The sequence below is a fragment of the Pseudoalteromonas sp. FUC4 genome (assembly GCF_008370255.1).
Lineage (GTDB): Bacteria > Pseudomonadota > Gammaproteobacteria > Enterobacterales > Alteromonadaceae > Pseudoalteromonas.
In genome coordinates this window covers 313817-337406 of the sequence record NZ_SEUI01000003.1, presented here as the reverse complement: position 1 = coordinate 337406, position 23590 = coordinate 313817, and the positions used below count along the sequence as shown (strand labels likewise).

24 protein-coding genes are annotated in these 23590 nt (G+C 38.5%); 13 read left to right on the top strand and 11 right to left on the bottom strand.

Annotated elements, in window-relative coordinates:
• Positions 1-3 precede the first annotated feature (3 nt).
• Together EU510_RS11075 and EU510_RS11070 are read right to left on the bottom strand one after the other, a co-directional pair.
• Positions 4-618: a DNA-binding response regulator gene (locus tag EU510_RS11075; RefSeq protein WP_149593539.1), complete on the bottom strand. Its 615-nt coding sequence runs from the start codon at positions 616-618 to the stop codon at positions 4-6.
• Positions 618-1718, bottom strand: coding sequence for a sensor histidine kinase (locus tag EU510_RS11070; protein ID WP_149593538.1), 1101 nt, complete (start codon positions 1716-1718; stop codon positions 618-620). Before EU510_RS11070 ends, EU510_RS11075 begins: the two co-directional genes overlap by 1 nt.
• A gap of 327 nt (positions 1719-2045) precedes the next feature.
• Here EU510_RS11070 and EU510_RS11060 point away from each other — a divergent pair, with 327 nt between their 5' ends.
• The 4 genes from EU510_RS11060 (at position 2046) to queG (ending at position 6079) form a co-directional block, all read left to right on the top strand.
• A complete protein-coding gene (locus EU510_RS11060) occupies positions 2046-2912 on the top strand; it encodes a DMT family transporter (RefSeq protein ID WP_149593536.1) in 867 nt (288 codons plus the stop codon).
• Complete coding sequence (locus tag EU510_RS11055) at positions 2909-3613, top strand: glycerophosphodiester phosphodiesterase (RefSeq protein WP_149593535.1); 705 nt, start codon at positions 2909-2911, stop codon at positions 3611-3613. The genes EU510_RS11060 and EU510_RS11055 overlap by 4 nt, the downstream gene beginning before the upstream one ends.
• Before the next feature lie 45 nt (positions 3614-3658).
• A complete protein-coding gene (locus tag EU510_RS11050; RefSeq protein WP_149593534.1) occupies positions 3659-4879 on the top strand; it encodes a methyl-accepting chemotaxis protein in 1221 nt (406 codons plus the stop codon).
• Positions 4880-4945: 66 nt separating this feature from the next.
• Positions 4946-6079, top strand: a complete 1134-nt coding sequence (gene queG / locus EU510_RS11045) for a tRNA epoxyqueuosine(34) reductase QueG (RefSeq protein ID WP_149593533.1) — start codon at positions 4946-4948, stop codon at positions 6077-6079.
• A 34-nt stretch (positions 6080-6113) separates the two neighbouring features.
• Here queG and EU510_RS11040 read toward each other — a convergent pair whose 3' ends face one another.
• From EU510_RS11040 to EU510_RS11030, 3 genes are all read right to left on the bottom strand, one after another.
• Positions 6114-7241: a PleD family two-component system response regulator gene (locus tag EU510_RS11040; RefSeq protein ID WP_149593532.1), complete on the bottom strand. Its 1128-nt coding sequence runs from the start codon at positions 7239-7241 to the stop codon at positions 6114-6116.
• 54 nt (positions 7242-7295) lie between these two features.
• Positions 7296-9290, bottom strand: a complete 1995-nt coding sequence (locus EU510_RS11035) for an ATP-binding protein (protein WP_149593531.1) — start codon at positions 9288-9290, stop codon at positions 7296-7298.
• A gap of 119 nt (positions 9291-9409) precedes the next feature.
• Positions 9410-9898: a GNAT family N-acetyltransferase gene (locus EU510_RS11030; protein ID WP_149593530.1), complete on the bottom strand. Its 489-nt coding sequence runs from the start codon at positions 9896-9898 to the stop codon at positions 9410-9412.
• A gap of 81 nt (positions 9899-9979) precedes the next feature.
• On the opposite strand from EU510_RS11030, the gene EU510_RS11025 reads away from it, so the two are divergent.
• The 6 genes from EU510_RS11025 to EU510_RS11000 all read left to right on the top strand — a co-directional run bounded on the left by EU510_RS11025 (position 9980) and on the right by EU510_RS11000 (position 15436).
• Positions 9980-10555: a glutathione peroxidase gene (locus EU510_RS11025; protein WP_149593529.1), complete on the top strand. Its 576-nt coding sequence runs from the start codon at positions 9980-9982 to the stop codon at positions 10553-10555.
• 86 nt (positions 10556-10641) lie between these two features.
• Positions 10642-10923: a peptidylprolyl isomerase gene (locus tag EU510_RS11020; protein ID WP_002958009.1), complete on the top strand. Its 282-nt coding sequence runs from the start codon at positions 10642-10644 to the stop codon at positions 10921-10923.
• A gap of 64 nt (positions 10924-10987) precedes the next feature.
• Positions 10988-11566, top strand: a complete 579-nt coding sequence (locus EU510_RS11015; protein ID WP_149593528.1) for a glutathione S-transferase family protein — start codon at positions 10988-10990, stop codon at positions 11564-11566.
• Positions 11567-11583: 17 nt separating this feature from the next.
• Positions 11584-11934, top strand: coding sequence for a DUF2750 domain-containing protein (locus EU510_RS11010; RefSeq protein WP_149593527.1), 351 nt, complete (start codon positions 11584-11586; stop codon positions 11932-11934).
• A 99-nt stretch (positions 11935-12033) separates the two neighbouring features.
• Positions 12034-12714, top strand: a complete 681-nt coding sequence (locus tag EU510_RS11005; protein WP_149593526.1) for a hypothetical protein — start codon at positions 12034-12036, stop codon at positions 12712-12714.
• Between the two features lie 148 nt (positions 12715-12862).
• A complete protein-coding gene (locus EU510_RS11000) occupies positions 12863-15436 on the top strand; it encodes a M1 family metallopeptidase (protein ID WP_149593525.1) in 2574 nt (857 codons plus the stop codon).
• 105 nt (positions 15437-15541) lie between these two features.
• Here the strand turns inward: EU510_RS11000 and EU510_RS10995 are convergent, their stop codons facing one another.
• On the bottom strand, positions 15542-15907 hold the full coding sequence (locus EU510_RS10995) for a hypothetical protein (RefSeq protein ID WP_149593524.1): 366 nt from the start codon (positions 15905-15907) through the stop codon (positions 15542-15544).
• 75 nt (positions 15908-15982) lie between these two features.
• The gene (locus EU510_RS10990; protein WP_149593523.1) at positions 15983-16858 is read right to left on the bottom strand and encodes a hypothetical protein; all 876 of its coding nucleotides are present in this window, start codon (positions 16856-16858) and stop codon (positions 15983-15985) included.
• 157 nt (positions 16859-17015) lie between these two features.
• Here EU510_RS10990 and EU510_RS10985 point away from each other — a divergent pair, with 157 nt between their 5' ends.
• The 3 genes from EU510_RS10985 (at position 17016) to yjjG (ending at position 19213) form a co-directional block, all read left to right on the top strand.
• Positions 17016-17915 carry a phosphoribulokinase gene (locus tag EU510_RS10985; RefSeq protein WP_002958002.1) on the top strand — a complete coding sequence of 300 codons (900 nt, stop codon included), beginning with the start codon at positions 17016-17018 and terminating at the stop codon, positions 17913-17915.
• Between the two features lie 64 nt (positions 17916-17979).
• Positions 17980-18525, top strand: coding sequence for an inosine/xanthosine triphosphatase (gene yjjX, locus EU510_RS10980; RefSeq protein WP_149593522.1), 546 nt, complete (start codon positions 17980-17982; stop codon positions 18523-18525).
• 13 nt (positions 18526-18538) lie between these two features.
• Positions 18539-19213, top strand: coding sequence for a pyrimidine 5'-nucleotidase (gene yjjG / locus EU510_RS10975; protein WP_149593521.1), 675 nt, complete (start codon positions 18539-18541; stop codon positions 19211-19213).
• Positions 19214-19291: 78 nt separating this feature from the next.
• On the opposite strand, the gene lpxC is transcribed toward yjjG, so the two are convergent.
• From lpxC to EU510_RS10955, 4 genes are all read right to left on the bottom strand, one after another.
• Positions 19292-20203: a UDP-3-O-acyl-N-acetylglucosamine deacetylase gene (gene lpxC, locus EU510_RS10970; protein WP_002957999.1), complete on the bottom strand. Its 912-nt coding sequence runs from the start codon at positions 20201-20203 to the stop codon at positions 19292-19294.
• Positions 20204-20309: 106 nt separating this feature from the next.
• On the bottom strand, positions 20310-21554 hold the full coding sequence (ftsZ, locus tag EU510_RS10965; protein WP_149593520.1) for a cell division protein FtsZ: 1245 nt from the start codon (positions 21552-21554) through the stop codon (positions 20310-20312).
• A 21-nt stretch (positions 21555-21575) separates the two neighbouring features.
• The gene (gene ftsA, locus EU510_RS10960; RefSeq protein ID WP_007582937.1) at positions 21576-22808 is read right to left on the bottom strand and encodes a cell division protein FtsA; all 1233 of its coding nucleotides are present in this window, start codon (positions 22806-22808) and stop codon (positions 21576-21578) included.
• Entirely contained in the window at positions 22805-23590 is a 786-nt protein-coding gene (locus EU510_RS10955; RefSeq protein ID WP_002957996.1) for a cell division protein FtsQ/DivIB, read from the bottom strand. The genes ftsA and EU510_RS10955 overlap by 4 nt, the downstream gene beginning before the upstream one ends.

The following is a 23590-nucleotide window of genomic DNA, read 5'->3' as shown; positions in this document are numbered from 1 at the left end:
TAATTAAAGCCACCCTTTTTGTTTAGCTATACGCGCAGCATCTATGCGGTTAGTGGCATTTAATTTTGCAATAGCGTCTGATAGGTAGTTACGCGTAGTCCCTTCGCTTATAAATAGCTGCTTGGCTATGTCGCTTGTTTTAAGGCCGTCGCTTGCAAGTTTAAGGGCTTTGCGTTCTTTATCGGTAAGCGGATCGGCGTCGTCTAATGCATTAATAGCAAGCTCTGGGTCTATCACTTTTTGCCCCTGCATTACTTTTTTAAGCGCATTTATCAGCTCTTCACTGGGTGCTTCCTTTAAAATAAAACCTTTAACACCTGCCGTAAGCGCTCGCCTAATATAACCTGCACGAGAAAATGTGGTCATAATAACCATTTTTATAGCAGGGAACTTAGCGGCTATTTTTTCGCTAAGCTCTATACCATTCATGGTTGGCATTTCTATATCGGTTAAAATTATATCGGGGTGTAAATCACTATCAAGCGCCTCAATTGCATTAAGTGCATCTTGCCCGTTACTTGCCTGCCCAATAATCTCAATATTAAAATCAAGCCCTAACAATGCTGCTACTGCGTCGCGCACAAGCGCTTGATCTTCCACTAAATACACTTTGATCATTATAAATCCTTAGCTGTAATTGGCAGCACTACTTTTAAAGTAAAATTATCGCCACAGGTAAATGCTGCACTGCCATTTAGTTGCTCTGCTCGCTCTTTAATACCATTTAGGCCATTGCCCGAATTCAATGTACTACACAGACCATGGTCAATTACGGTTATAAGTAACTGCTGCGGTGTTTGTTCTATATTTATTTCGCAATTTTTTGTGCTGCTATGGCGTAATAAGTTAGTAACTGCCTCTTTAATTATTAACCCAGCGAACCCTTCAACCTTAGCGGGCAAAGTACTTACACTTACACTAACTTTTACACTAAAACCTTGCTCTATTAACCTTTGTTCTAATTGTGCTATTTGACTGACAAGATTAAGCTGTTTTAAATCACTTACAGCGTTTCTTACATCGCTAAGTAACTGCCTTGCCAAATCGGCCACTTGTGCAATTTCGCTATTTGCTTGAGCGTAGCGCTCTCCTTGGTTTAATTTATTAGCAAGCTCAGCTTTTAAAGCAATAGATGACAGTGAGTGGCCTAAAATATCGTGCAAGTCGCGAGCTATTCGTTCTCGCTCAGCAATTGCTGCTAATTGCTCTAATTGCTTAGCGCTTTCTTGTTCGCGCTTTTTGTGTAAACGCTCTTTTTGACCTGCTATACCAAAGGCAAATAAAGCCCCACACAATATTAAAGATCCGGCTAAAAAGTACTTAACGTTATGTACATCAGCAGTATATGCAGCCCCTATAACGCTTACAATAACAGCTAGTGCTGCAAAAAGCCGCTGTTTGTAGCTGTATGATGCCCCTGCTATATAGGCAATAAATCCAAATAATGTTGAAGTGCCTGACGTATAAAATGTGGCACAAAAGCACACCAATAACATCACTATAAATAACTTGGTAACATTAGAGTTTTTGCAGTCCATCGCCTTGATGTAAAGCAGTATAAAAACAATGTAAAATGCGAACGTCATAACAATGTTATTTACGCTTAAATTGGAAATATTAAAAATGGTAGGCAGTAAATAAAAACCGGTGAAAATTAGCGGTGCATAATCCCAAAACTTTTTCCCTGACGTTTTTTCAGCTGTACTTAATGTGTCCATATTGGGGCCTCTGACTTATTCTTTTTATTTATAGCACTGTTTTTATTAATAAATATAAATAACATAAAAATGCTCATGAGTATAAAGTAATCATTTATTGAAACTGTAAAGCCCAGCCCATCAACAAATTCATTAATAGACAGGCTTATTAAAATTAAAGAGTTCATAATTATCCCCTGTTGAGTAAGGTAACTATGCCAGCGTACAAAAATAATAGGAGTGTGAAGTGTCATCAACTTTTATGACATTTGTCATGCGATAAAAAAATTCATCTTAAGAATTTTTAAGCAATGTTAATATGTTCAAAAAGTACAACAAGGAAACTAAATGCAATCTCAGCAGCAAAGTTTAATTTATTTGCACATAGCGGTATTACTTTTTGGCGGAACCGCTCTGTTTGCCAAGCTTATTGGTTTAAATGCTTTAGATATTACCGTTTACAGAACTGCAATTGCAGGAATGGCTATTTTAACCATGCTCTATTTTCAAAAAAAACAAATTAAACTCAACAAACCTAAAGACTATCTTATTGCATTATTTTTAGGTGTTGCGGTGGGCGTTCACTGGGTTACCTATTTTGCTGGTATGCAAATGGCCGGTATAACAATTGGGATGTTGGCGTTTTTTAGCTACCCTGTAATGACGGTGTTTTTAGAGCCCCTATTTAATAAAAGCAGGCCAAAAGCAAAAGATATAATAAGCGCCGCCGTAGTTGTTTTAGGTATTTACTTATTAGTACCAAGTGCAAACTTGGGCGACGATGTAACCTTAGGTGTGATAACAGGTGTGATATCAGCATTGTTTTTTTCAGTCAGAAACATTACCCATAAGCGCTACTTTAGCCAATATGGTGGCCCGCAAACTATGTTTTATCAAACCTTAGTGGCAAGCATTATGTTGTGTGCATTTATAGAAGTGCCAGTGTATGAAGTTAGTAATCACGACCTGATTTTAATTGCTGTAGCGGGTGTTATATTTACAGCTACACCGCACTCGTTATTTGCAGCAAGTTTAAAACATTTATCAGCGGCAACCGCTGGGTTAATTTCTTGCTTGCAACCACTTTATGGCACCATACTGGCTATAGTAATTATTCATGAACGTCCTACTGTTATGACGTTAATTGGTGGAGCACTCATAGTTAGTGCCGCTTGTTTTGAAACGTGGTCAATCACTAAAAAGGCTCGACAATGAAAATATTTGCGCATCGTGGTGCCAGTGGAGATTTTCCTGAAAACACCAAAAGCGCTATTTTAGAAGCGTTAAAAGTAGGTGTTGATGGTATTGAAGTAGATATTCAAAGTTCCATCGATGATTACATGTTAATACACGATTCATGGCTTGATAGAACCACCAGCGGAAAAGGTAGGGTGAGTAGCTTTTCCGCTCATGAGCTCTTTAAGCTTGATGCTGGAAATGGTGAAAAAATCCCTACACTTCAACAGCTGTTTGATTGGAATAACAATAAATCTTTATTAAATATAGAGCTTAAACACACGTTTGCACTAGAAAGGTTTGTGGCTCAATTAGAACAAAACATTGAAGCTAAAAAAATATCGAAAGCCAATATTTTAGTATCATCGTTTGATCATCATCAACTACAGTGGCTTAAAAACAAGCTACCATGGCTTAAAATAGGCGCCCTTACTTCTTCTATTCCAATTAACTTTGCAAAGTTTGCTAGTGATTTAAACGCTTTTAGCGTGCATGTAGATAAAACCTTTATAAATAAGGCTTTTGCAGATGATGCAAAAAAAAGAGGCCTAAAGATTTATGCTTATACAGTCGATAGGGAAGAAGATATAGCGCTAATGATTGAGTATGGCATAGACGGAATTTTTACAAATTACCCAGCGCGAACCAAAGCTTACTTGTTGTCGTTACAAAAGAGCTAACTTACATTCCCCTCACTTAAATAACAACCGTAGGGCTTGAGCATAATGAGTGGTTTCATGAAAATTTATAACTATATAGAGCAAACATTCTTTTTTACGTTAACGCGTAAAATAGTCGGTAATTTAAGTTTTGTATTACTGTTTCAAGCAATTACGTTATTTTGGCTGCATCAGAGTTTAAGCGAACAACAGCAAAATACAGGGCTATTTTGGCTGCTTACGCTTGTTATTATATCTGGTTTTATTTTTACTCTTTTTTATATGCGTTTTTTAATTGTTCGCCCTGTTACTGCTATGCGCGATACTTTGATAGAAATAAACCAACAAGATGCAAATTTAGCAGCAAAACTTCCCCAATTTTCGTATGACGAATTTAAAGATCTAAGTTCACAATACAATATATTTACTGCCCATTTAAGTGAGTTACTAAGCACAACATATAACAGTGCTCAAGCTAGTGCACACAGCAATACACAAGTCACTCAATCAATGCAAAACACTGAGCAATCTAGCGAGCAACAAATACAGTTAAGCCACAGTATTATTAATGCCAGTATGCAAATAACCCAAAGCCTACAAAACATAGTAAATAATACAGATAGCGTGCATAACGTTAATAATGAACACCTTAACTTTGTAAAACTCTCTGCATCAGAGCTCGCCGCTTTAGTAAAGCAGGTTAAACTTATTACTAATATGCTAGGTAGCTTTTCAAATACAATTGCGGGGCTGAAAGAGAACAGTGAAAACATTCGTAGTATTTTAAAAATGGTTGAAGAGTTTTCTGATCAAACTAATTTGTTAGCCCTCAACGCCGCAATAGAAGCCGCTAGAGCGGGTGAAGCTGGCAGAGGATTTGCCGTTGTTGCAGACGAAGTACGCACGCTTTCAATAAAGGTAAGTGGCGCAACTAGGCAGATTAGCGACTTTATAAACCAGATGAATGATTTGGTAAACGAGACAAATAAAGAGTCAGAGCAATTAATGTCTCACTCTAATAACGCACAAAGCTCAATAAGTGCAACCTGTGATGGCTTTACTAAAATGCTTAGTGAGTTTGAGCACAACCAACAGCAGCTGCAACAAATAGCCAGTGCTGTACATATGCTTGAGGGCACTCAAAGTACGACTCACCAGTCGGTAGAGCAAATCGTAGCTTTAGGGGAGCAAGCTAAACAGCAAATAGATACGGCATTAGCCGATAGCGAGCAATCTCAACAGCTAAGCTTACAAACCCAACAACAGTTAAAGCGTTTTGTGCGCTAAGAAGCGTTTTCGGGCTCAGAGAAATATGGTAAATTACGCAGCTATTAATTTAAGTGTGTAAAGCGTGTGAGCAACCCTACCCCAGACTATGAAAAACTAGCCCTGCAAATAAAAACCTGGGGGCAAGAGCTTGGCTTTAGCGAAGTGGGCATTACTGATATTGACTTATCTAAGCACGAAGCCCAATTACAACGTTGGCTTGATGCAGGCTACCACGGCTCGATGGATTATATGGCTGCGCATGGCATGAAACGCGCCCGCCCTGCTGAATTAGTGCCTGGTACACAACGTGTTATATCTGTAAAAATGAACTACCTCCCACCTGATGCTGGCTTTGCAAAAACCTTAAAAAATAAAGAAAAAGCATACATAAGCCGCTATGCACTGGGTCGTGATTACCATAAATTAATGCGTAATCGTTTAAAAAAACTCGGCCAAAAAATAGAACAAGAAATTGGCGAGTATGGCTTTAGACCTTTTGTTGATTCAGCTCCTGTACTTGAGCGTCAACTTGCCGAAAAAGCCGGTTTAGGGTGGCGTGGTAAGCATTCGTTATTAATTAATCAAGAAGCAGGATCGTGGTTTTTTTTAGGCGAGCTATTTATTGATTTACCTCTACCTATAGATGCAGAGAACACCTTTGAAGGCTGCGGTAAATGCGTTGCTTGTATTACGCTTTGCCCAACAGGTGCAATTGTAGAGCCTTACGTTGTTGATGCACGTAAATGTATATCGTACTTAACCATAGAACACCAAGGTCCTATTCCAGAGCAGTATCGAACTTTATTAGGCAACCGTGTTTATGGCTGCGATGATTGCCAGTTGGTATGCCCTTGGAATCGTTATGGGCAAATAACTGACGAAAATGATTTTCATCCTCGTACTCAATTAAAAGACAAAGACTTACTTGAGCTATTTGCTTGGGATGAGCCTACATTTTTAAAAAATACCGAAGGCAGCCCTATTCGCCGTATTGGTCACGAGCGCTGGTTACGTAATTTAGCAGTTGGTTTAGGTAATGCAGAATTTAGTCCCGCTATTATTCATGCCCTAGAAGATAAATCTCACGTATGCAGCGAGCTTGTTTTAGAGCATATTGAATGGGCGCTTGCGCAGCAAAACGATAAGCAACGATTACAAATTCGTAAAACAGCTAGGCTAATTAGAATTGTAGAAAAAGGCTTACCAAGGGATGCATAGCACCGCTTAAGTAAACCTTTATATTGCGAAGTAACTAGTTTTTCAAAAGTAACGATAGATCTTGTTCTATCTCTGTAAAGGCTGCTTTGACTTGTTTAACAGACTCCTCTCTTGCTACTGAGTTTTGGATTGTTTCATCTACTTTTTTATAAATAAACACCTCCTGATCTTCATCCAGTCCCATAGATGGGATACGTTCTTCGAGCTCTTCTTGTAACTGTTTAAACACTCTTTCGTTGTTTTGACGGTTTTCATTCAACAAGCTAATTAAGCTATGAAACTTACTATGAACAGTACTTGCTACGGCATTAAGTTTCGCTCGTTGTGATTCAAGCATTTTCTTGGTCATGATGGCACGTAGCTGCTGCTCGGTAACACTGACAATAAAACATACGTGGTCGCGTATACGGCCATGCTTATCAGGATCATGATCGGGCATATTTAAAATAAGTAAGCTAATCAATTCATAGTTAACTAAAATTCGGTGCGAAAACTCATGTAAGCGCCCTTTGTTTTTCAGCATTTCAAATAGCTCCACCACAATAGGTGAACACACGCCGTTTAGTGCAAAGTGGCTAATTTCATTATTTTCTCTAAATTCTACATTGCTTTGTAAATCAAAGGACTGCAGACAATCTACAAGCGCTTTACCCAGCTCTTGAGGATCGTTAATAAAACCAATGTTTTCAACGTAATTAACTATTTGCCCCATTTCACTGCTATTGGCCATTGCATTAAATGCAGTTGATGTTGCATCTTCAACTTGCTTTTCTAGGCTTTGCTTTTCAACGAGTACTTGATTTAAATTTTTAAGCTTAGACTTAAGTTCGTCATGGCCAAAAGGTTTTACAATATAATCTTCTGCGCCAACAGAATAGCCTTCCATGCGTTCTTCAACAGTGCCGCGAGCAGAAACAAACATAACAATAATGTGTGCTGTATTTGGATTTGCTTTAAGTGCTTTACATACTTCATAGCCGTTCATTTGCGGCATGCTTACGTCGAGTAATATAACCTGAGGCATATAACCTTCAACCATGTTTAAACACTCAGGACCACTTGTTGCTACTTGTAATTCAAAATCAAGCTCCTCTAAAATTTCCTCAATAATTTCAAGGTTAAAGGGTTCGTCATCAACGGCAAGTATTTTAGTTAAGGCCATAATTTATCATCCATTCAAATTCTCAAAAAAGTTACTTGGTATGCTAGTTAGCAATTAATTACTGTGCTGTATTAATTGATCTTCAGCCAAATGCTCGTCTAGGTTTATTTCTAATGGCACCTGTATAGATATAGTTGCACCACCATTTTCATTATTGTGTGCGGTGATCTCGCCTTGATGTAAAGATACAAATTCTCTACACAATGCAAGACCCAATCCTGTACCACCGGCACCGCTATTTGTTTTACTGCTTTGTACAAACTTAGTAAAAATATGTTCCAGCTCATCTTCTGGAATACCGACCCCATTATCGGTAACCTCTATAGTAGCAAGCTTATTATCTGACTCTAAATTTACCCGTATTTTACTTTTTGGTTCACTAAATTTGAGTGCATTACCTAATACGTTTCGAAGTAACTGGTTTATTTGCTCTTCATCACACTGCGAAATTACAGGTAACGGCTGCTCGGTAAATACAATCTCAATTTCTTTCTCCATTGCCGTACCAGATACATCATCAATACTTGTTTTAATAATGTTCGCTAAATTATACGGACGAGGATTAAATGGAAACTTACCCACATCTAGCTTAGACAGATCGAGTAAATTATTAAGTAACGAAAGTAAACGCTCGCCACTACTTTCTATTCGAGATAAGTATTTTATGAGTTTTTCTTTTGCAAAATCCCCTGCATCTAATTTACTTAACCCAAAACGCGAAAAGCTTAAAATAGAGTGCATAGGTGTGCGAAGCTCATGAGACATGTTTGCTAGAAACTCTGATTTACTTAAGTTTGCAGCCTCAGCCACGTTTTTAGCATGCTCCAGCTGTGAAGTACGTGCTCTAACTTGCTCTTCAAGTACATCTTTTGCTTCTAGCAGTAAATCTTCTTTTTGCTTAAGGTGGGTTACATTTTTAAATATGACGGCAAGTGCTATTTCGCCATGGTGATCTATTTCATTAAAAGACCCCACTAACGGTATATAGCCCCCTGCTGTTTTAGATAAACGTAAGTCGCAGCTAAATTGGCGATTGCTGTTTAGTGTCGAAATTTTATCTTTAATACCTAAAATTGAATCATCATCTAAAAAATCAAATACTGATTTACCTTCGAGTTCATTAAACGGTAAATTAAATAGTTTTAAACAAGCATCATTAGCTTCTATCACTCTACCGCATTTCTCAAACAACATAATTGCATCCGGCGTATGCTTATAAATAACCTGAAGTAGGCTGTCTTTTTCAATCAGAGCATCTACGGTATCTTGTAGCCTTTCTACAAGCTCTGCGTTATGACGTTTTAATAACTCTGTTTGCCATAATTTATGTATTGATTGCAATAGTGAGCTATCGTTTAGTGGTTTTACGAGTACGTCTTCTACGCCTTGACGAATTGCGTCAATCATTGAAACTTGATCAGGGCGTGAGGTAAATAACAAACAACGACAATGCGGTTGGGCTACTTTTAAATTTGAAAAAATTCCTAAACCTGTTCCGTCATCTAAAACAAAATCACTTATCAGTATATCGATTTTCTTTTCTTTCGTAATTTCTAAAGCTTCTGCAGAGGTGGTTGCTGTATGGGTCTCGATATGAGCACCAATCAAGCTGTTTTTCATTTTTTCGAGGCGCTCAGGAACATGATCGACGAGTAAAATAGTAGGTAACTGCAAAATATGATTAGAGCCTAATTCTAGTAGGCTCTCTAAAAGAGAAGTAATTTCTTTATTAGAAAAAAATGGGTAGACCACGGTTGCGTCAGGCGCAATATGATTTAGCTCGCTAAACGCAGTTAGTTGTTCACCGCTTTGTGCTTTTGGAGCAAGCAGCATAAAACGCTCTTGCGCTACTTGGCTAACAAGCGGCTTTATAGAGTCGACAGGCACACCATGGGAAACAACAACTAAGTCGTAGTCGCCTATATTGGTATACATGTCTAGCATGCTGAAATGAATTAATTCGACTTCACATCCTATTAATTCTAAAAGCACTTTCACACGCATTGCGATGACACTGCTACTATCAATAATTAATATTTTTCGAATCATCAAGCCACACTTCAAATTAATAAACTTAATATCCTAATAGCGTAGTCTATTTTTATTTAATTGGCATAAAGCCCTATCGTTATTTTGTAAAAAAATATTACAAAGTTTTAAAAAACAGTTTATTTAAGATGCTTTCCAAAAATAGTCAGGCTGTAGGCCTTGTTATCCATTATAGCTACGCTTGGTAACTCACCCCATATTTCAAAATCAAAATGCTTAAACAATTTAACACTGGGTAAATTATGACTAAAAATAAAACCAAGCAATACTTTAATATTTAATTGCTTAGCTTGTGTTTGAGCAAATATCATTAGCTTTTTACCAAGCCCTTTACCTTGTGCTTTACGGGTAATATAAATGCTCATCTCTACTGTGCCATCGTAAGCAGGGCGCCCATAAAACGACTTATAACTTACCCAGGCAAGTACTTGGTTATTTTCGCAGTAAACGTAAATAGGTCTTTTATCGTTATGGCTATTAAACCAGTCACGCTTTTCGTCAACAGTAACTTCTTCGGTATCCGCAGTTACCATTCGCCCAGCAATGGTTTCGTTATAAATGGCTACAATTTCACTAAGATCATCAATAGTTGCTAAACGGGTTGTCATAGGTCATTCAAAGGTTGATCAATTTGTTTCATATTAGCGTATGATTATCCAATCAAACAATTGAAAAGTTTAGGTAATGTAATGCTAAAAAAAATTATAATAGGATTAATGGCTTTATTTATTAATGCCCCACTCCACGCTGAAACATCATCAACTATTAACCAAACCTCTACCCAAGACTGTCAAGATTTTACCAATGTCGATATTCGAAAGCTTCGCTCAAAAGAATCTATTAATTTATGCCAATTTAAAAATAAGCCTTTATTAATAGTAAACACGGCAAGTAACTGTGGTTTTACACCCCAATTTAAAGGCCTTGAAGCGCTATATCAACAATACAAAGAACAAGGTTTAGTCGTATTAGGTTTCCCTTCTGATGATTTTTTTCAAGAAGAGGATAGTGAAAAAGAAACTGCAAAAGTATGCTTTGTAAATTATGGTGTAACCTTCCCTATGTTTGCTACAAGCGAAGTGCGTGGTAGTAAAGCGAATCCAATTTTTAAATATTTGAATGAGCAAACTAGCTCTCCAAATTGGAACTTTTATAAGTATTTAGTGTCTGCTGATCGTGAGACGGTTTTACGGTTTAACAGCAAAGCAGCACCTGATTCAGAGCAAATGATTGCAGCAATTGAAACTGCGCTTTCTGAAAAATAAGTTTATACTGGTACAATTAGTTGAAACTAACTAGAATGACATTTCAATTAGGTTAAAAAAACACCACACTATATTTGGGAGATTTTATGACAGTAGCAAGCGCACGACATATACTTGTAGACAGTGAAGCACAATGCTTAGACTTAAAAACAAAAATTGAGCAAGGCGAAGACTTTGCTGAATTAGCAAAAGCACATTCTAATTGTCCATCAGGTCAGGATGGCGGTGCTCTTGGTGAGTTTGGCCCTGGTATGATGGTTCCAGAGTTTGATAAAGTTGTGTTTTCTGCGCCAATTAACCAAGTTCAAGGCCCTGTACAAACTCAATTTGGTTATCATTTACTTGAAGTTACTAGCCGTTCAGAATAAATTTAACTGTACTGTAAGTAACATTTTATAAAAGCCGCTTATGCGGCTTTTTTATGGAGTAATTATGCAATTAATTGGTTCTGTACCTTCACCTTACGTACGTCGAATTAGAATTTGGGCGCAAGAAAACGACTGCAAGCTAGAACTTATAAGTTTAGACATATTTTCTGATCAAGACCGCCCTACCATGGCCAGTAAAAACCCAGCCCGAAAAATCCCGATTTTGGTAGATGGCGACTTAACACTTAGTGACTCTAATTCTATATTACGCTATTTACTTGAAAAAACAGGTCAATCAAAACTGACTTGGCCTCAAGAGCACTTACTTACGACTATAAATGCCTGTAACGATTCGCTAGTAGAGATGGTGTTATGTAAACGCTCTGGGTTTGACACCAAAAGCGACAAATTATTTTTTAACCTGCAAAACGAACGAATTGAGCAAACATTAAGCTTTTTAAATACCCATTTAAGCGATGAAGAATTTAAAAGCTGTGAATACCTCAACATCAGTTTATACTGCCTACTTGATTGGATTTGCTTTCGTGAATTAACTGACTTTAGTCAGTATTCAGAGCTTGTTGCTTTTCATAAGCAATATGGTGAGCGTCAAGCAGCAATAGACACTAATCCTCGTCACTAATTTAAAAGGGTAAACACATGAGCGATATCGAAATTGAATCACAACTAGTTAGCTTCGTAGAAAAAGTACGTGTTAGCGAAGTAATTTGGGCACTTGGTGCAGAAGATAATGGCTTTGTAGTGTGCGATTCTAACCAATTTGACGAAACTGATGTACTGCTGCTGTGGGAAAGTGAAGCAGCAGCTAAAGCACAGTGTAAAGAAGAATGGAAAGATTATAGCCCAGTAGAAATAAACCTAGATGAGTTTTTAGACGCATGGGTTGAAGACTTAAACGAAGATAACGCACTTGTTGGCATCAATTGGAATGACGACCAAGTATGTGTAGAGATTGAACCTACAGGTTTAGCTCGCGCACTAAGTGAATAATACTTTATACGCTTTACTCTAAAAGCGGATAAAACCCGACTAGCATCTACTGCTAGTTGGGTATAAAATAAAACACATCATTATTTTCAAGGTATTACGTTGAAAACCCATCTTGGTCGCCGGCCCTTTTCAGCCATGGAACTGCACACTCTTTATAATGGATATATATACGGTGATTTTAAAGTTGCACGCGAGCAACCAAAACACTGGCATTTTTGGCTTCCGTTAATAGCATATTACAGTGGTGCTTATAGCGATGAGGTTGGTTACTTAACGCTTGATGATCTGTCTTTTGAAAAAAATGTATTATGTTTTAATTTTCATACCCACGGTAAAATAAAACCTCGTTTAGTCCCTGTACATCAGGCAGTTATAGATGCTGGATTTAATGAATATATAGCGTTTATAAAATCAAAAAATCAACACAGATTAATGTTCGACTTACCTGCTAAAACTGGCAGATACAGTGAAAAAGTCCGTATTTGGTTTTCAGGTGAAGGTGAGCGAGCCGGTTATCTGCAAAAATGTGATATACCAAACGTTGATCAACTTGGTATGAAAACAGCAATAAGCAGTCTTCGTCTTAACTTTGAGCAACAAGTTCGTATATACGCTCTACAAGCCAACTCTAAAGACGCATTTAATTACTTGATGGGTTTTAACGAGTATCCACACGATGTATTTAACGATACCCACTTATTAAATACCGTTGTCCAACAAATACGTATTATTAACTCACACCTGCATTGGCAACGCTTTATAGCACGCGAAAGCCACTGACAAACTTTGTTACTATTTCCCCTTAAAGTCACCGTTATAATCAATTACTCTATTAAAAAAAACTGTTAGGATATCCAACCCCCTAATTATATGAGCATAAAAAAGCCTATTTAGGGTCGTTTCTAACAACAACAATCTAGGGATCACTATGTTTCTTAAAAGCCTCTTAACAGTGAGCGTTGCTTTGGCAATGGGTGCTGCAAACGCTAACGAATTCGTTATTGAAAAACTCGCAAAACCAAGTTCACAACAGGTGTCGTTAACACTCGACCCGAGCCAAGATACATTTACAGGGATGACAGAGATTTCCCTAGAAGTACTAAAACCAACAAAATACATTGAGTTAAATGGCGTAGCTTATGCTGTTAAAATGGCGCAACTGCTTGGTGAAGAAAACTGTGATTTAAACAACGAAATGCTTAAAACGGGCAAAGTTAAATTTAGTTGTGATGAGCAAATTCAACCGGGTAAATACACACTTAAAGTTGATTTTTCAGCGCCATATAATCGTCAAAGCGTTGGTTTATACAAAACATTAGATCAAGGTACACCTTACTTATTTACTCAATTTGAAATGAGTGATGCACGACGTGCATTTCCAGTTTTTGACGAGCCAAGTTACAAAATTCCATTTCAGCTAACAATCACTGCGCCTACATCACAAAAAGTATATTCAAATACGCCTGAGCTAAAAACAACAGTTAATGGCGATATGACCACACACTATTTTGATAAAACGCCGCCAATCCCTTCATACTTAGTCGCTATGGCTGTTGGCCCGTTTGAAGAATTAGATATTAAAGGCATGCCAATTCCTGGCCGTGTAATTACCCCTCAAGGTAAAATTCACTTAGCTGAATATGCAAAAGAAAACATGCCAAAAGTACTGGGCGCACTTGAAGCGTATTTTGGTATTCCTTACGTTTACAAAAAATTAGACTCAGTAGCAGTTCCAGAGTTTCCATTTGGCGCAATGGAGAACTCCGGCTTAGTAACCTACCGAGAAGATATTTTATTAGTTGATTTAGCTGCCGCAACCCGCAGTAAAAAACAGCGTAATGTATCAATTATTGCTCATGAACTTGCTCACCAATGGTACGGTAATTTAGTAACCATGAAATGGTGGAATGACTTATGGTTAAACGAAGCATTTGCTAGCTGGATGGCTGCAAAAATTACTAAGCAGCTTAACCCTGAGTTTGAATCGCACTTAGACTTACCACAAAACAACGTAATGGCACTTGATGCACGTTTAAGTACTAAGCCTATTCGTAAGCCAATTAAAACCGAAGCCGACATTATGGATGGTTTAGGTCTTGCTTACAGTAAAGGTAGCTCAGTACTTGCTATGGTCGAAAATTGGATTGGCGAAGATGCATTTCAAAAAGGTATACAAAGCTACTTAAAAGAGTTTTCGTATAAAAACGCAGAAGCGGCCGACTTATGGGAAGCACTGGGTAAAGCATCAAATAAAGACGTAGCGAGTGTTTTAAAATCGTTTATTGAGCAATCTTCTTTCCCGCTCGTTAAAGTAACTCAACAAGGTAGCAAAGTAACTATTTCACAAAGCCGCTTTGTAAACGCAGGCGTTGATGCGCCAGAGCAGTTATGGAATGTACCAGTTGCAATTAAATATGGTGCTGGCGATAAAGTAAAAACAGCAAACGTATTACTTAATAAACAAAGCCAAACACTAGGTTTAGACTTTGAACCAGAGTGGATTTATCCAGATCAGGGTGCACTAGGCTACTATCGCTGGGTAATGGATGATGCACAATTTAGCGCACTTGTTAAAAAGGCGCCAAGCGTACTGAGTGACCGTGAACGCTTGGCGTTGTTATCGGCTACTGACGCACTACTTGATGCTGGTGTTATATCTGCAGCTAAATTAATGCAAACTCTTGAAGTATTCGTAAGCGATAGCCACCCTCGCGTAGCAAATACCGCACTAGGTTACTTGGTATCACAACAACGCACTTTTAAAGACGATAGCAATAAAGATTTATGGCCTGAATTTATTCGCGGTGCAGTAACGCCTGCGGCTAAAAAATATGGCCTAGAAGCTAAAGCTGGAGAAGACGGTGCTATTGCACAACTTCGTGCGGCCGTTGTGTCACGCTTAGGTTTTGATGGTGAAGATCAAAGCGTAATCAAAAAGGCAAAAGAACAAACGCAAGTTTATTTAAATGATCCACAAAAAGTAGACCCTTACTTAGCAGGAACATACTTAACACTTGCTGCTTATCATGGTGATAAAGCACTGCTTGATCAATTCATGACTACGTTTAAAACAACTAAAGATCCACAAGTACGCACTAACATGCTTGCTGCAATGGGATTTTTTGGTAAACCTGAGTTACAAAAAGCAGTACTCGCTTATAGCTTAACGGATGAAGTAACGGCATCTGATATGCGCACTATTTTATCTGGTCAGAGTTATACAGATGAGCGCCAAGCGTTATTTATTGATTGGGTTTACAGTAACTACGATAAAGTAACCGCAAGCTTACCGCCTTTCTTTATTCCTAACTTGCCGTACTTTACAACTGCGAGTTGTAATGCCGAAAGCTTAGCTAAAACAAAAGCCTTTTTTAACGAAAAAGTAGCCGATGTGGCCGGTTACGCGCGTACATTAAGTAAGCTTGAAGAAAGTACTAATGATTGTATTGCGCTTAAAACACGTGAACTTGAATCGGTTAATAGCTTCTTAAAAAGTAAGTAACGCTTAGATTCATACAGCTATAAAAATACAAAAGCCGCTGAGTATTAAACTCAGCGGCTTTTTAGTAAGTATCTTAACCAAGCTTTTGCTTAACTAAGCCTTTTATTAACCACCAATAATCATAGTTAGCTTGGCTATAAAGTCTTTGGCTGCTTGCTCAGAATTTATTTTAAATGCCACACCATAGTGAATAGGTTGAGCGCTTTTAAAAATGCGCGTAGGAAAGCGTGTCATCTCGCTGCTATGAAAATACCCTTGCGCACGCGTTACGCCATCAATATCATTAAAATCATCGCTAAATACTTCAAATGCCGGGCGAATTACTATTTTACCCTTGCCGCTTTCGCTGTGAGTATAAAATGCTTCTTTAGAGTTTACTAACATGTACTCTGCAATGTTTTTAATTTTAAAATTACTTCTACACTGTAATTTAATAAGCTGTTCTGTCAGCTCGTCTGCACTATAAGCCACGTGTAATCCCTATTAGTTAATTTGCGTATTAGATTAACGCATACACACAATAAAATCTGAATTTATTTGTCTGCTTTACTTTGTTATATCACATACAAAAGCGAGTTTTTCATTGTTGTAACTCATTCTTGTTATATTTGTTTCGCAGTAGGTGCTTAAATTAAGCCATTGCGATACTTCATCACTTCCATCAAGTTTACGCTGATAAACGCGGTTTTTAATAGCATAAGCAATGGTCGTATTATCTTTTAAAATAAAATCTTGAACTTGAGCCGGTAACCTTAATAGGTCTTCAACCTGTTTATCTTGTGGATTAAAACTCGCTAAAATGTGTTGCTCGTTTTTAGTGTAACTAAATAAAAATGCAGCCATTGAGTTGTTATAAATAAGCGTTCGGCCAATATTACTGGCAGCTATTTCCCCCTTCGCCTGTGCAACAGAAGTATATTGAAGAGTGTGAGGCTTTCCTAAAATAAACATCACTAAATCATTTTGAACACCCCATGCATGGTATCCAACAGGTTCAATCCAATCAAAAATACGACTTGGCGCATCTTCACTTTTGAGTGGGTATTGCCACAATTTTTGCTTACCGTCAGCTTCTACAACAATTGCTGATATCGCATCACCACTTGGCATAACTGTTGGTGAATATTCGCTTACGGGAGAGTTAGTTATATTGGTAACTTTTTTTGACGTGAAATCATAATAAGCAATATCAGTTTGGCTCTGCCCTTTATTAATTACTTCATGAGTAAAGTATAAACCTGTACTTGTTAAGTGCGGTTGGTTGTTATAACTATTTTTATCGCTCACTATACTAACTTGTACCCCGAAAGGTGTATTTAAATCAGCAAGTAATACTTGGCTTTTTGGCATGCTAGCCTGCACCACTATTGGACTCAGTGCTGCTATAGAAAATAATCCAAGTAATGGTTTAATAAGTTTCATGCTTTCTCTCGTTTTAATTTTAAGCACCTCATGATAACGTTATTTGCTGATGGCGTCACTTGAGCTAAGTCAGTCAACTCTTAAGATACCCAAACGACTTAAAATAATGTTAAGTTTAGTCTGGTTATAAAACCTGGTCCTAAAAAAGAGAATTAACATGTCAGCTAAAAATCCTATTATTGCGATTACGGGTTCATCTGGTGCGGGTACAACCACCACAACGAATGCAATTAAACATATTTTCCGTAGCCTTAATATTCAAGCGGCTTTTGTCGAAGGAGATAGCTTTCATCGTTACACTCGCCCAGAAATGGATAAAAAAGTTCGAGAGGCACAACAAGAAGGTAAGCATATTAGTTACTTTGGCCGAGAGGCCAATGACTTTGGCGCTTTAAAAACGTTGTTTGAAAACTATAGCGAAACAGGTCAAGGAAAGTTACGCCGCTACTTACACACCTTTGATGAAGCCGTTCCGTACAATCAATTACCAGGTACATTTACACCTTGGCAAGATCTTGATCATAATACTGACATTTTGTTTTATGAAGGATTACACGGTGGTGTAGTTGATCAAGATGTAGACGTGGCAAAGCATGTCGATTTATTAATAGGCATGGTTCCAATTATTAACCTTGAGTGGATTCAAAAATTAATACGCGATACATCCGAACGAGGCCATTCTCGCGAAGCGGTTATGGGCTCTATTGTGCGCAGTATGGATGACTATATAAATCATATTACCCCACAGTTTTCTCGTACCCATATTAATTTTCAGCGCGTGCCGACTGTTGATACATCAAACCCATTTAGCGCCAAAGATATTCCATCTCTTGATGAAAGCTTTGTAGTTATTCGTTTTAGGGGTATTGATGATGTTGATTTTCCTTATTATTTACGGATGATCGAAGGCAGTTTTATGTCTCGTATTAATACGCTTGTAGTACCAGGGGGCAAAATGGGCTTAGCTATGGAGCTGGTGCTTACTCCACTTATTAAAGATATTATTTTGAAAAAACGTGCACTGGAAAACTTAGCACCTTTGGATATACCTATTTAACTCCTCTTCTAAGATTGAGCTCTCTCACGTACACTGCTGATTTTTAGTAACAATAAGGGACATTGTGTTGTACTCATTAAAAATTATTGTGGGTTCTAAAAACCCTGTAAAAATTAACGCTGCTAAACATATTTTTGCAATGTATTTCCCTGAACATGAAATTGATTGCCAAGGTGTTGATGCCCCATCCAATGTGCCAGATCAACCTATTGGCGAAGAAGAAACACGTGTTGGCGCACAAAACCGTGTTAATTATTGCAAAGAGCATTACCAAGCTCACTACTACGTGGCAATGGAAGGCGGTGCAGAGCAATTTAGCTATGGTGCAGCAACCTTTGCTTACGTAGTTATTGATAATGCCTTAAATCAGGTTGTAGGGCGCAGCAGCAACCTCCCCTTGCCTCAAGTGCTTTATAACGCATTACTTAATGGCGAAGAGCTTGGCGATGTAATGGACAAAGCATTTAATACCACCAACGTTAAACAAAAGGGGGGCGCTATTGGGTTACTTACAAACAATCACGCCACGCGCGAAAGCACCTATACACAAGCACTCACTTTAGCTATGGCACCTTTTCTACACGTAGATCTCTTCAGCCAAACAAATTAATTTAGGAAGTTTAATGAAATACAACTATGTATTGTTTGATGCAGACGAAACCTTATTTAGGTTTGATATTTTAGCGGGCATGACTCGCATGTTTAAAGCTTACAACGTAGATTTTAGCCAAGACGATTATATTAATTATCAAAAAACCAATAAGCAGCTGTGGGTTGATTATCAAAATGGCACTATTAGCGCAGATTACTTACAAGTAACACGCTTTAATGAGTGGGCTTCAAAGCTTAATGTGCCCGCAAAAGAGCTAAACGATGCTTTTTTAGATGCTATGGCGCAAATTTGCGAGCCATTACCTGGTGCTATTGAGCTTTTAAATAAACTTAAGCCAAATGCTAAGTTAGGTATTATTACTAACGGATTTGCCCGCTTACAAACCGTACGCCTTGAGCATACTGGCTTAAAAGATATGTTTGAATGGTTAGTAATATCTGAACTTGTCGGTATAGCAAAACCAAATAAAGCGATTTTCGAACATACATTTGAGCTAATGGGTAACCCAGATAAAAGCGAGATACTTATGGTGGGTGACACTGCTGCAAGTGACATACTTGGCGGCAACAATGCAGGTATTGATACTTGCTGGCTACAACACCCAGGTGAGCAATTGGCCGATGGGATAAAACCAACCTATACAGTAACTCATTTAAATCAGTTACAAGCTCTTTTAGAGTTATAATAGAGTAAATTTTACGCAAAAAAATGACGCTAATTAGCGTCATTTTTTATAACTGTTTGTGACTATTCTTTTACTGCTTTAGGCTGGAGCTAACTCAAGACCGGGTGCAGGCATCGTTACAGGCGTTTCAAATGTTGCCCACTCCCATGCTGACTCTGTAGCCATAATTTTACGAAGTAATTTATTATTTAAATCATGACCCGATTTAAATGCAGTTACTTTACCTAAAAGATTATGACCTGTCATAAACATGTCACCAACACAGTCTAATATCTTGTGCTTAACAAACTCATCGCTATAACGTAAGCCATTAGGATTTAAAACTTTGAATTCATCAAGTACCACAGCACTATCCATGCTACCACCTAGCGCTAGGTTGTTTGCATGCATGTATTCAATATCTTTCATAAATCCAAAAGTACGCGCACGGCTAATTTCTTCAATAAAGCTTTGCGTTGTTATGTCCAATCCAATACGTTGGCGACTTTCATTGATAGCTGGGTGGTTAAATGCAATCTCAAAGTCGATATGAAAACCATCATATGGTTCAACTTCAGCCCACTTACCATCTTCTTCAATGCGTACTTTTTCTTTAATACGGATAAAGCGTTTAGCAACGTTTTGTTCTTCAATTCCGCCTTTTTGTAACAGATATATGAATGGTAATGCACTACCATCCATAATCGGGACTTCTGAGCTATCTAATTCTACAATTAGATTATCAATGCCCATTGCAGCAACAGCTGCAATAAGATGCTCAGTAGTCGATAAGCGAACACCATCTTTGTTAATTAAACAGGTACACAACTGCGTATCACCAACGGCTTCAGGTGTTGTTTCAAAATCAACAACCGGATCAAGGTCGACACGACGAAATACAATCCCAGTATTTGCGCTCGCAGGTCGGAGAGTTATTGTGACCTTCTCACCTTTATGAAGTCCAATTCCTATGGCTTTGACTACTTGTGCAATCGTACGCTGTTTAATCATAGGTATGCTCACTTTTAAATCAGTTACAGTTATACGGCGGAGTTTAACATAAATCCTTTTGCCTTTCAATATTTGTACACATTTCAAACAAAAGTATTACTTAATGTTAATCAGCCTGCTTACGTAAAAAAGCGGGAATATCAAAATAATCACCACCTTCTGATTTATCTTCTTTTTTACTATTTTGCGCTGAAGAACTTGAACTGCTTGAACTCGTTGAAGGCGCTTTTTCTTTGCTTTCAGTTTGTACTTTAGTCGTGTTTTCTTCAACGTTTGTATCTTGGCTTGCAAAGCTTGGTACGTACATACTGCTCGTTTGGTTTGATGTGCTTGCAACATCAGAACCTGATGCTTTTTTAAAGCCGTTATCAACAATACCAAACTGTGGACGACGATCGCCGCCTAAACCAGTTGCAACAACCGTTACACGTAGCTCATCAGTCATTTCTGGGTCGATTACCGCACCAACAACAACCGTTGCGTTTTCTGACGCAAGTGCTTTAACGTGATTACCCACAATTTCAAATTCTTCAATCGCAATGTCCATACCAGCGGTAATATTAACTAAGATACCTTTAGCACCTGTTAAATCAACGTCTTCTAGTAGTGGGCTTGAGATAGCAGCTTCTGCAGCTTCTTGTGCACGATCAGGACCTGACGCAGACGCCGTTCCCATCATTGCAGTACCCATTGCAGACATTACTGTTCTAACATCGGCGAAATCCACGTTAATTAAACCAGAACGTGTAATTAGCTCTGCTATACCTTGTACCGCACCAAATAATACGTCATTAGCTTTAGCGAAGGCATCTAGAAGTGTAGTCCCTTTCCCTAAAACTTTAAGCAATTTATTGTTAGGAATTGTAATAAGTGAATCTACAATTTCTGACAATTCATTAATGCCTTGTTCAGCGGCTGCTGCACGTTTTTTACCTTCAAAATCAAAAGGACGTGTTACAACTGCAACAGTTAAAATACCGAGTTCTTTAGCAATTTTAGCAACTACAGGTGCTGCACCAGTACCTGTACCGCCGCCCATACCGGCTGCAATAAATACCATATCGGCGCCTTCAAGGCTGGCACGAATTGTATCTGCATCTTCTTCAGCCGATTTACGGCCGACTTCAGGGTTTGCGCCCGCACCTAACCCAGAGGTTATTTGCGTGCCTAGTTGAACTGTAATATCGGCAGCAGAGTTACGTAATGCTTGCGCATCCGTATTTGCGGCTATAAAACGCACGCCTTCTATTTGTTGTTTTACCATGTGCTCAACAGCGTTACCGCCACCACCGCCCACGCCGATTACTTTTATTACAGCTTCTTCGCTGTGTTGTTCCATTATATCAAACATGTTTACTCTCCGACTTGAGTCTTAAAACTCGCCTTGGAACCATTTAGTAATGCGGTTCCACCAATTATTGTTATCCTCTGCTTTCGACTTTTGTGCATTCATCGATTGCATGGTACGCCCGTATTGTAACAAACCAACAGCGGTTGCGTACGAAGGATCATCTACATAGTCTGTCAAACCAACCATCCCGATTGGTTTGCCTATTCTTACTGGCATTTGGAAGATGTCTTCTGCCACTTCCATAGCGCCAGTCATTTTAGCAGTCCCGCCTGTTATAACGAGACCTGCCGCAATTTGGTCTTCTAAGCCTGAACGACGAATTTCTTCCATCGCAAGCTCAAATAATTCTCTAAAACGAGGCTCTACCACCTCAGATAATGTATGGCGCGACATTAATCTTGCTGGTCGCCCGCCTACACTTGGTACTTCAATTGTGTCTTCGCTACTTGCCATTTGGCTACTAGCACATGCGTATTGTACTTTGAGTGACTCTGCATGTGATATAGGTGTACGAAATATTTTTGCAATATCACCAGTAACTTGGTTACCCGCTACAGGTATGACCGCAGAGTGACGAAGTGCGCCATTAATATAAATGGTGATATCCATAGTACCGCCACCAATATCAAGTACTGCAACACCTAGCTCTTTTTCGTCATCTGTTAGTACAGAATAACATGAGGCTAGTGCAGTAAAGATAAGTTGATCGACTTCAAGACCACAGCGTTCTACACATTTTTCGATATTTTTTGCCATATCGTTTGAGCACGTAATGATATGTGCACGCGCTTCCATACGAACGCCGCTCATACCTAGCGGGTTTTTAATGCCCTCTTGCATATCGATGCTGTATTCTTGCGGCAATGCATGTAGCATTTTACGCTCTGCTGAAATAGGCACAGAACGCGCAATATGTATTACGTTTTCAATATCTTCGTCAGTGACTTCGGTGTTATTAATTGCCACCACGCCACTTTCGTTTTGGCACTGTATATGTTTGCCAGAAATACCCAAATACACAGAGCTAATACGACAATCAGCCATTAACTCGGCCTCGTCTATTGCTCGTCGAATAGACTCAGACACTAAGTTTAAATCGTTAACGCCGCCTTTATCCATACCATGAGATACTTGGCTGCCCACACCAACAATACTGAGCTTGTTATCTGCGGTGATTTCACCTACCGTGGCAACCACTTTCGAGGTGCCAACGTCTAATCCTATTACTAGGTTTCTTTCTGCTGACTTAGTCATGCCTTACTCTTATTTTGTAATTGTTCTTCTTGCATTGGCTTAAAGCTTACTGCAAGGCCGGTATCATACCGTAAATCGATTGTATCTACTTGTGCATCTGCACGTTGTTCCATTCGTGGGTAAACGTCTATAAAACGTTGTACACGCTTGGCTTTATCTTTACGCCCTAAATTTAAGCGAATTCCGTTATCTAGCCAAAGTTGCCACGAAAAACGCTCCGATAATGCCAAACTTGTTAATGTTAAACCATTAACTCTGAGCATTTCATCAAATTGTTTAAAAGCAACCCACGCCTCTTCTTCGCTACCTTCTGGGCCATATAACTGCGGTAAGTTATCATCTAACTTATCGCTGCTGGCTTGAAATGCTTGGCCACTTTGGTTGAGCAACAAGTCGCTATTCCAGTGAGCAACTACTTCATGTTCAACTACATACACCTGTATAGTATCAGGCCATTGTTTACGTACCGAAGCGGTAGCAACCCAAGGCAAATCTTGAACTAGCTGCTGCACGTGCTTAACATCAAGTTCAAAAAAACTACTTAAATCGGCTTTTTTAATTGCTTTTATAATTGCCGTTTCATCTGTGTATTTGGGATGCCCTTGCACTGTAAGGTGCTTAATTTGAGCATCTTTATTTTCAACTAACCAATCAGATACACCTGTGGTTATTTGTACTAAGCCTATAACCACAACCAGAAAAAAACTCACTCCAAAAATCAGCGACCAATTAAAGTTAAGTTGCTGTTTTAGTTGTTGAGCTTTTTCTAAAAGGGGATGCAT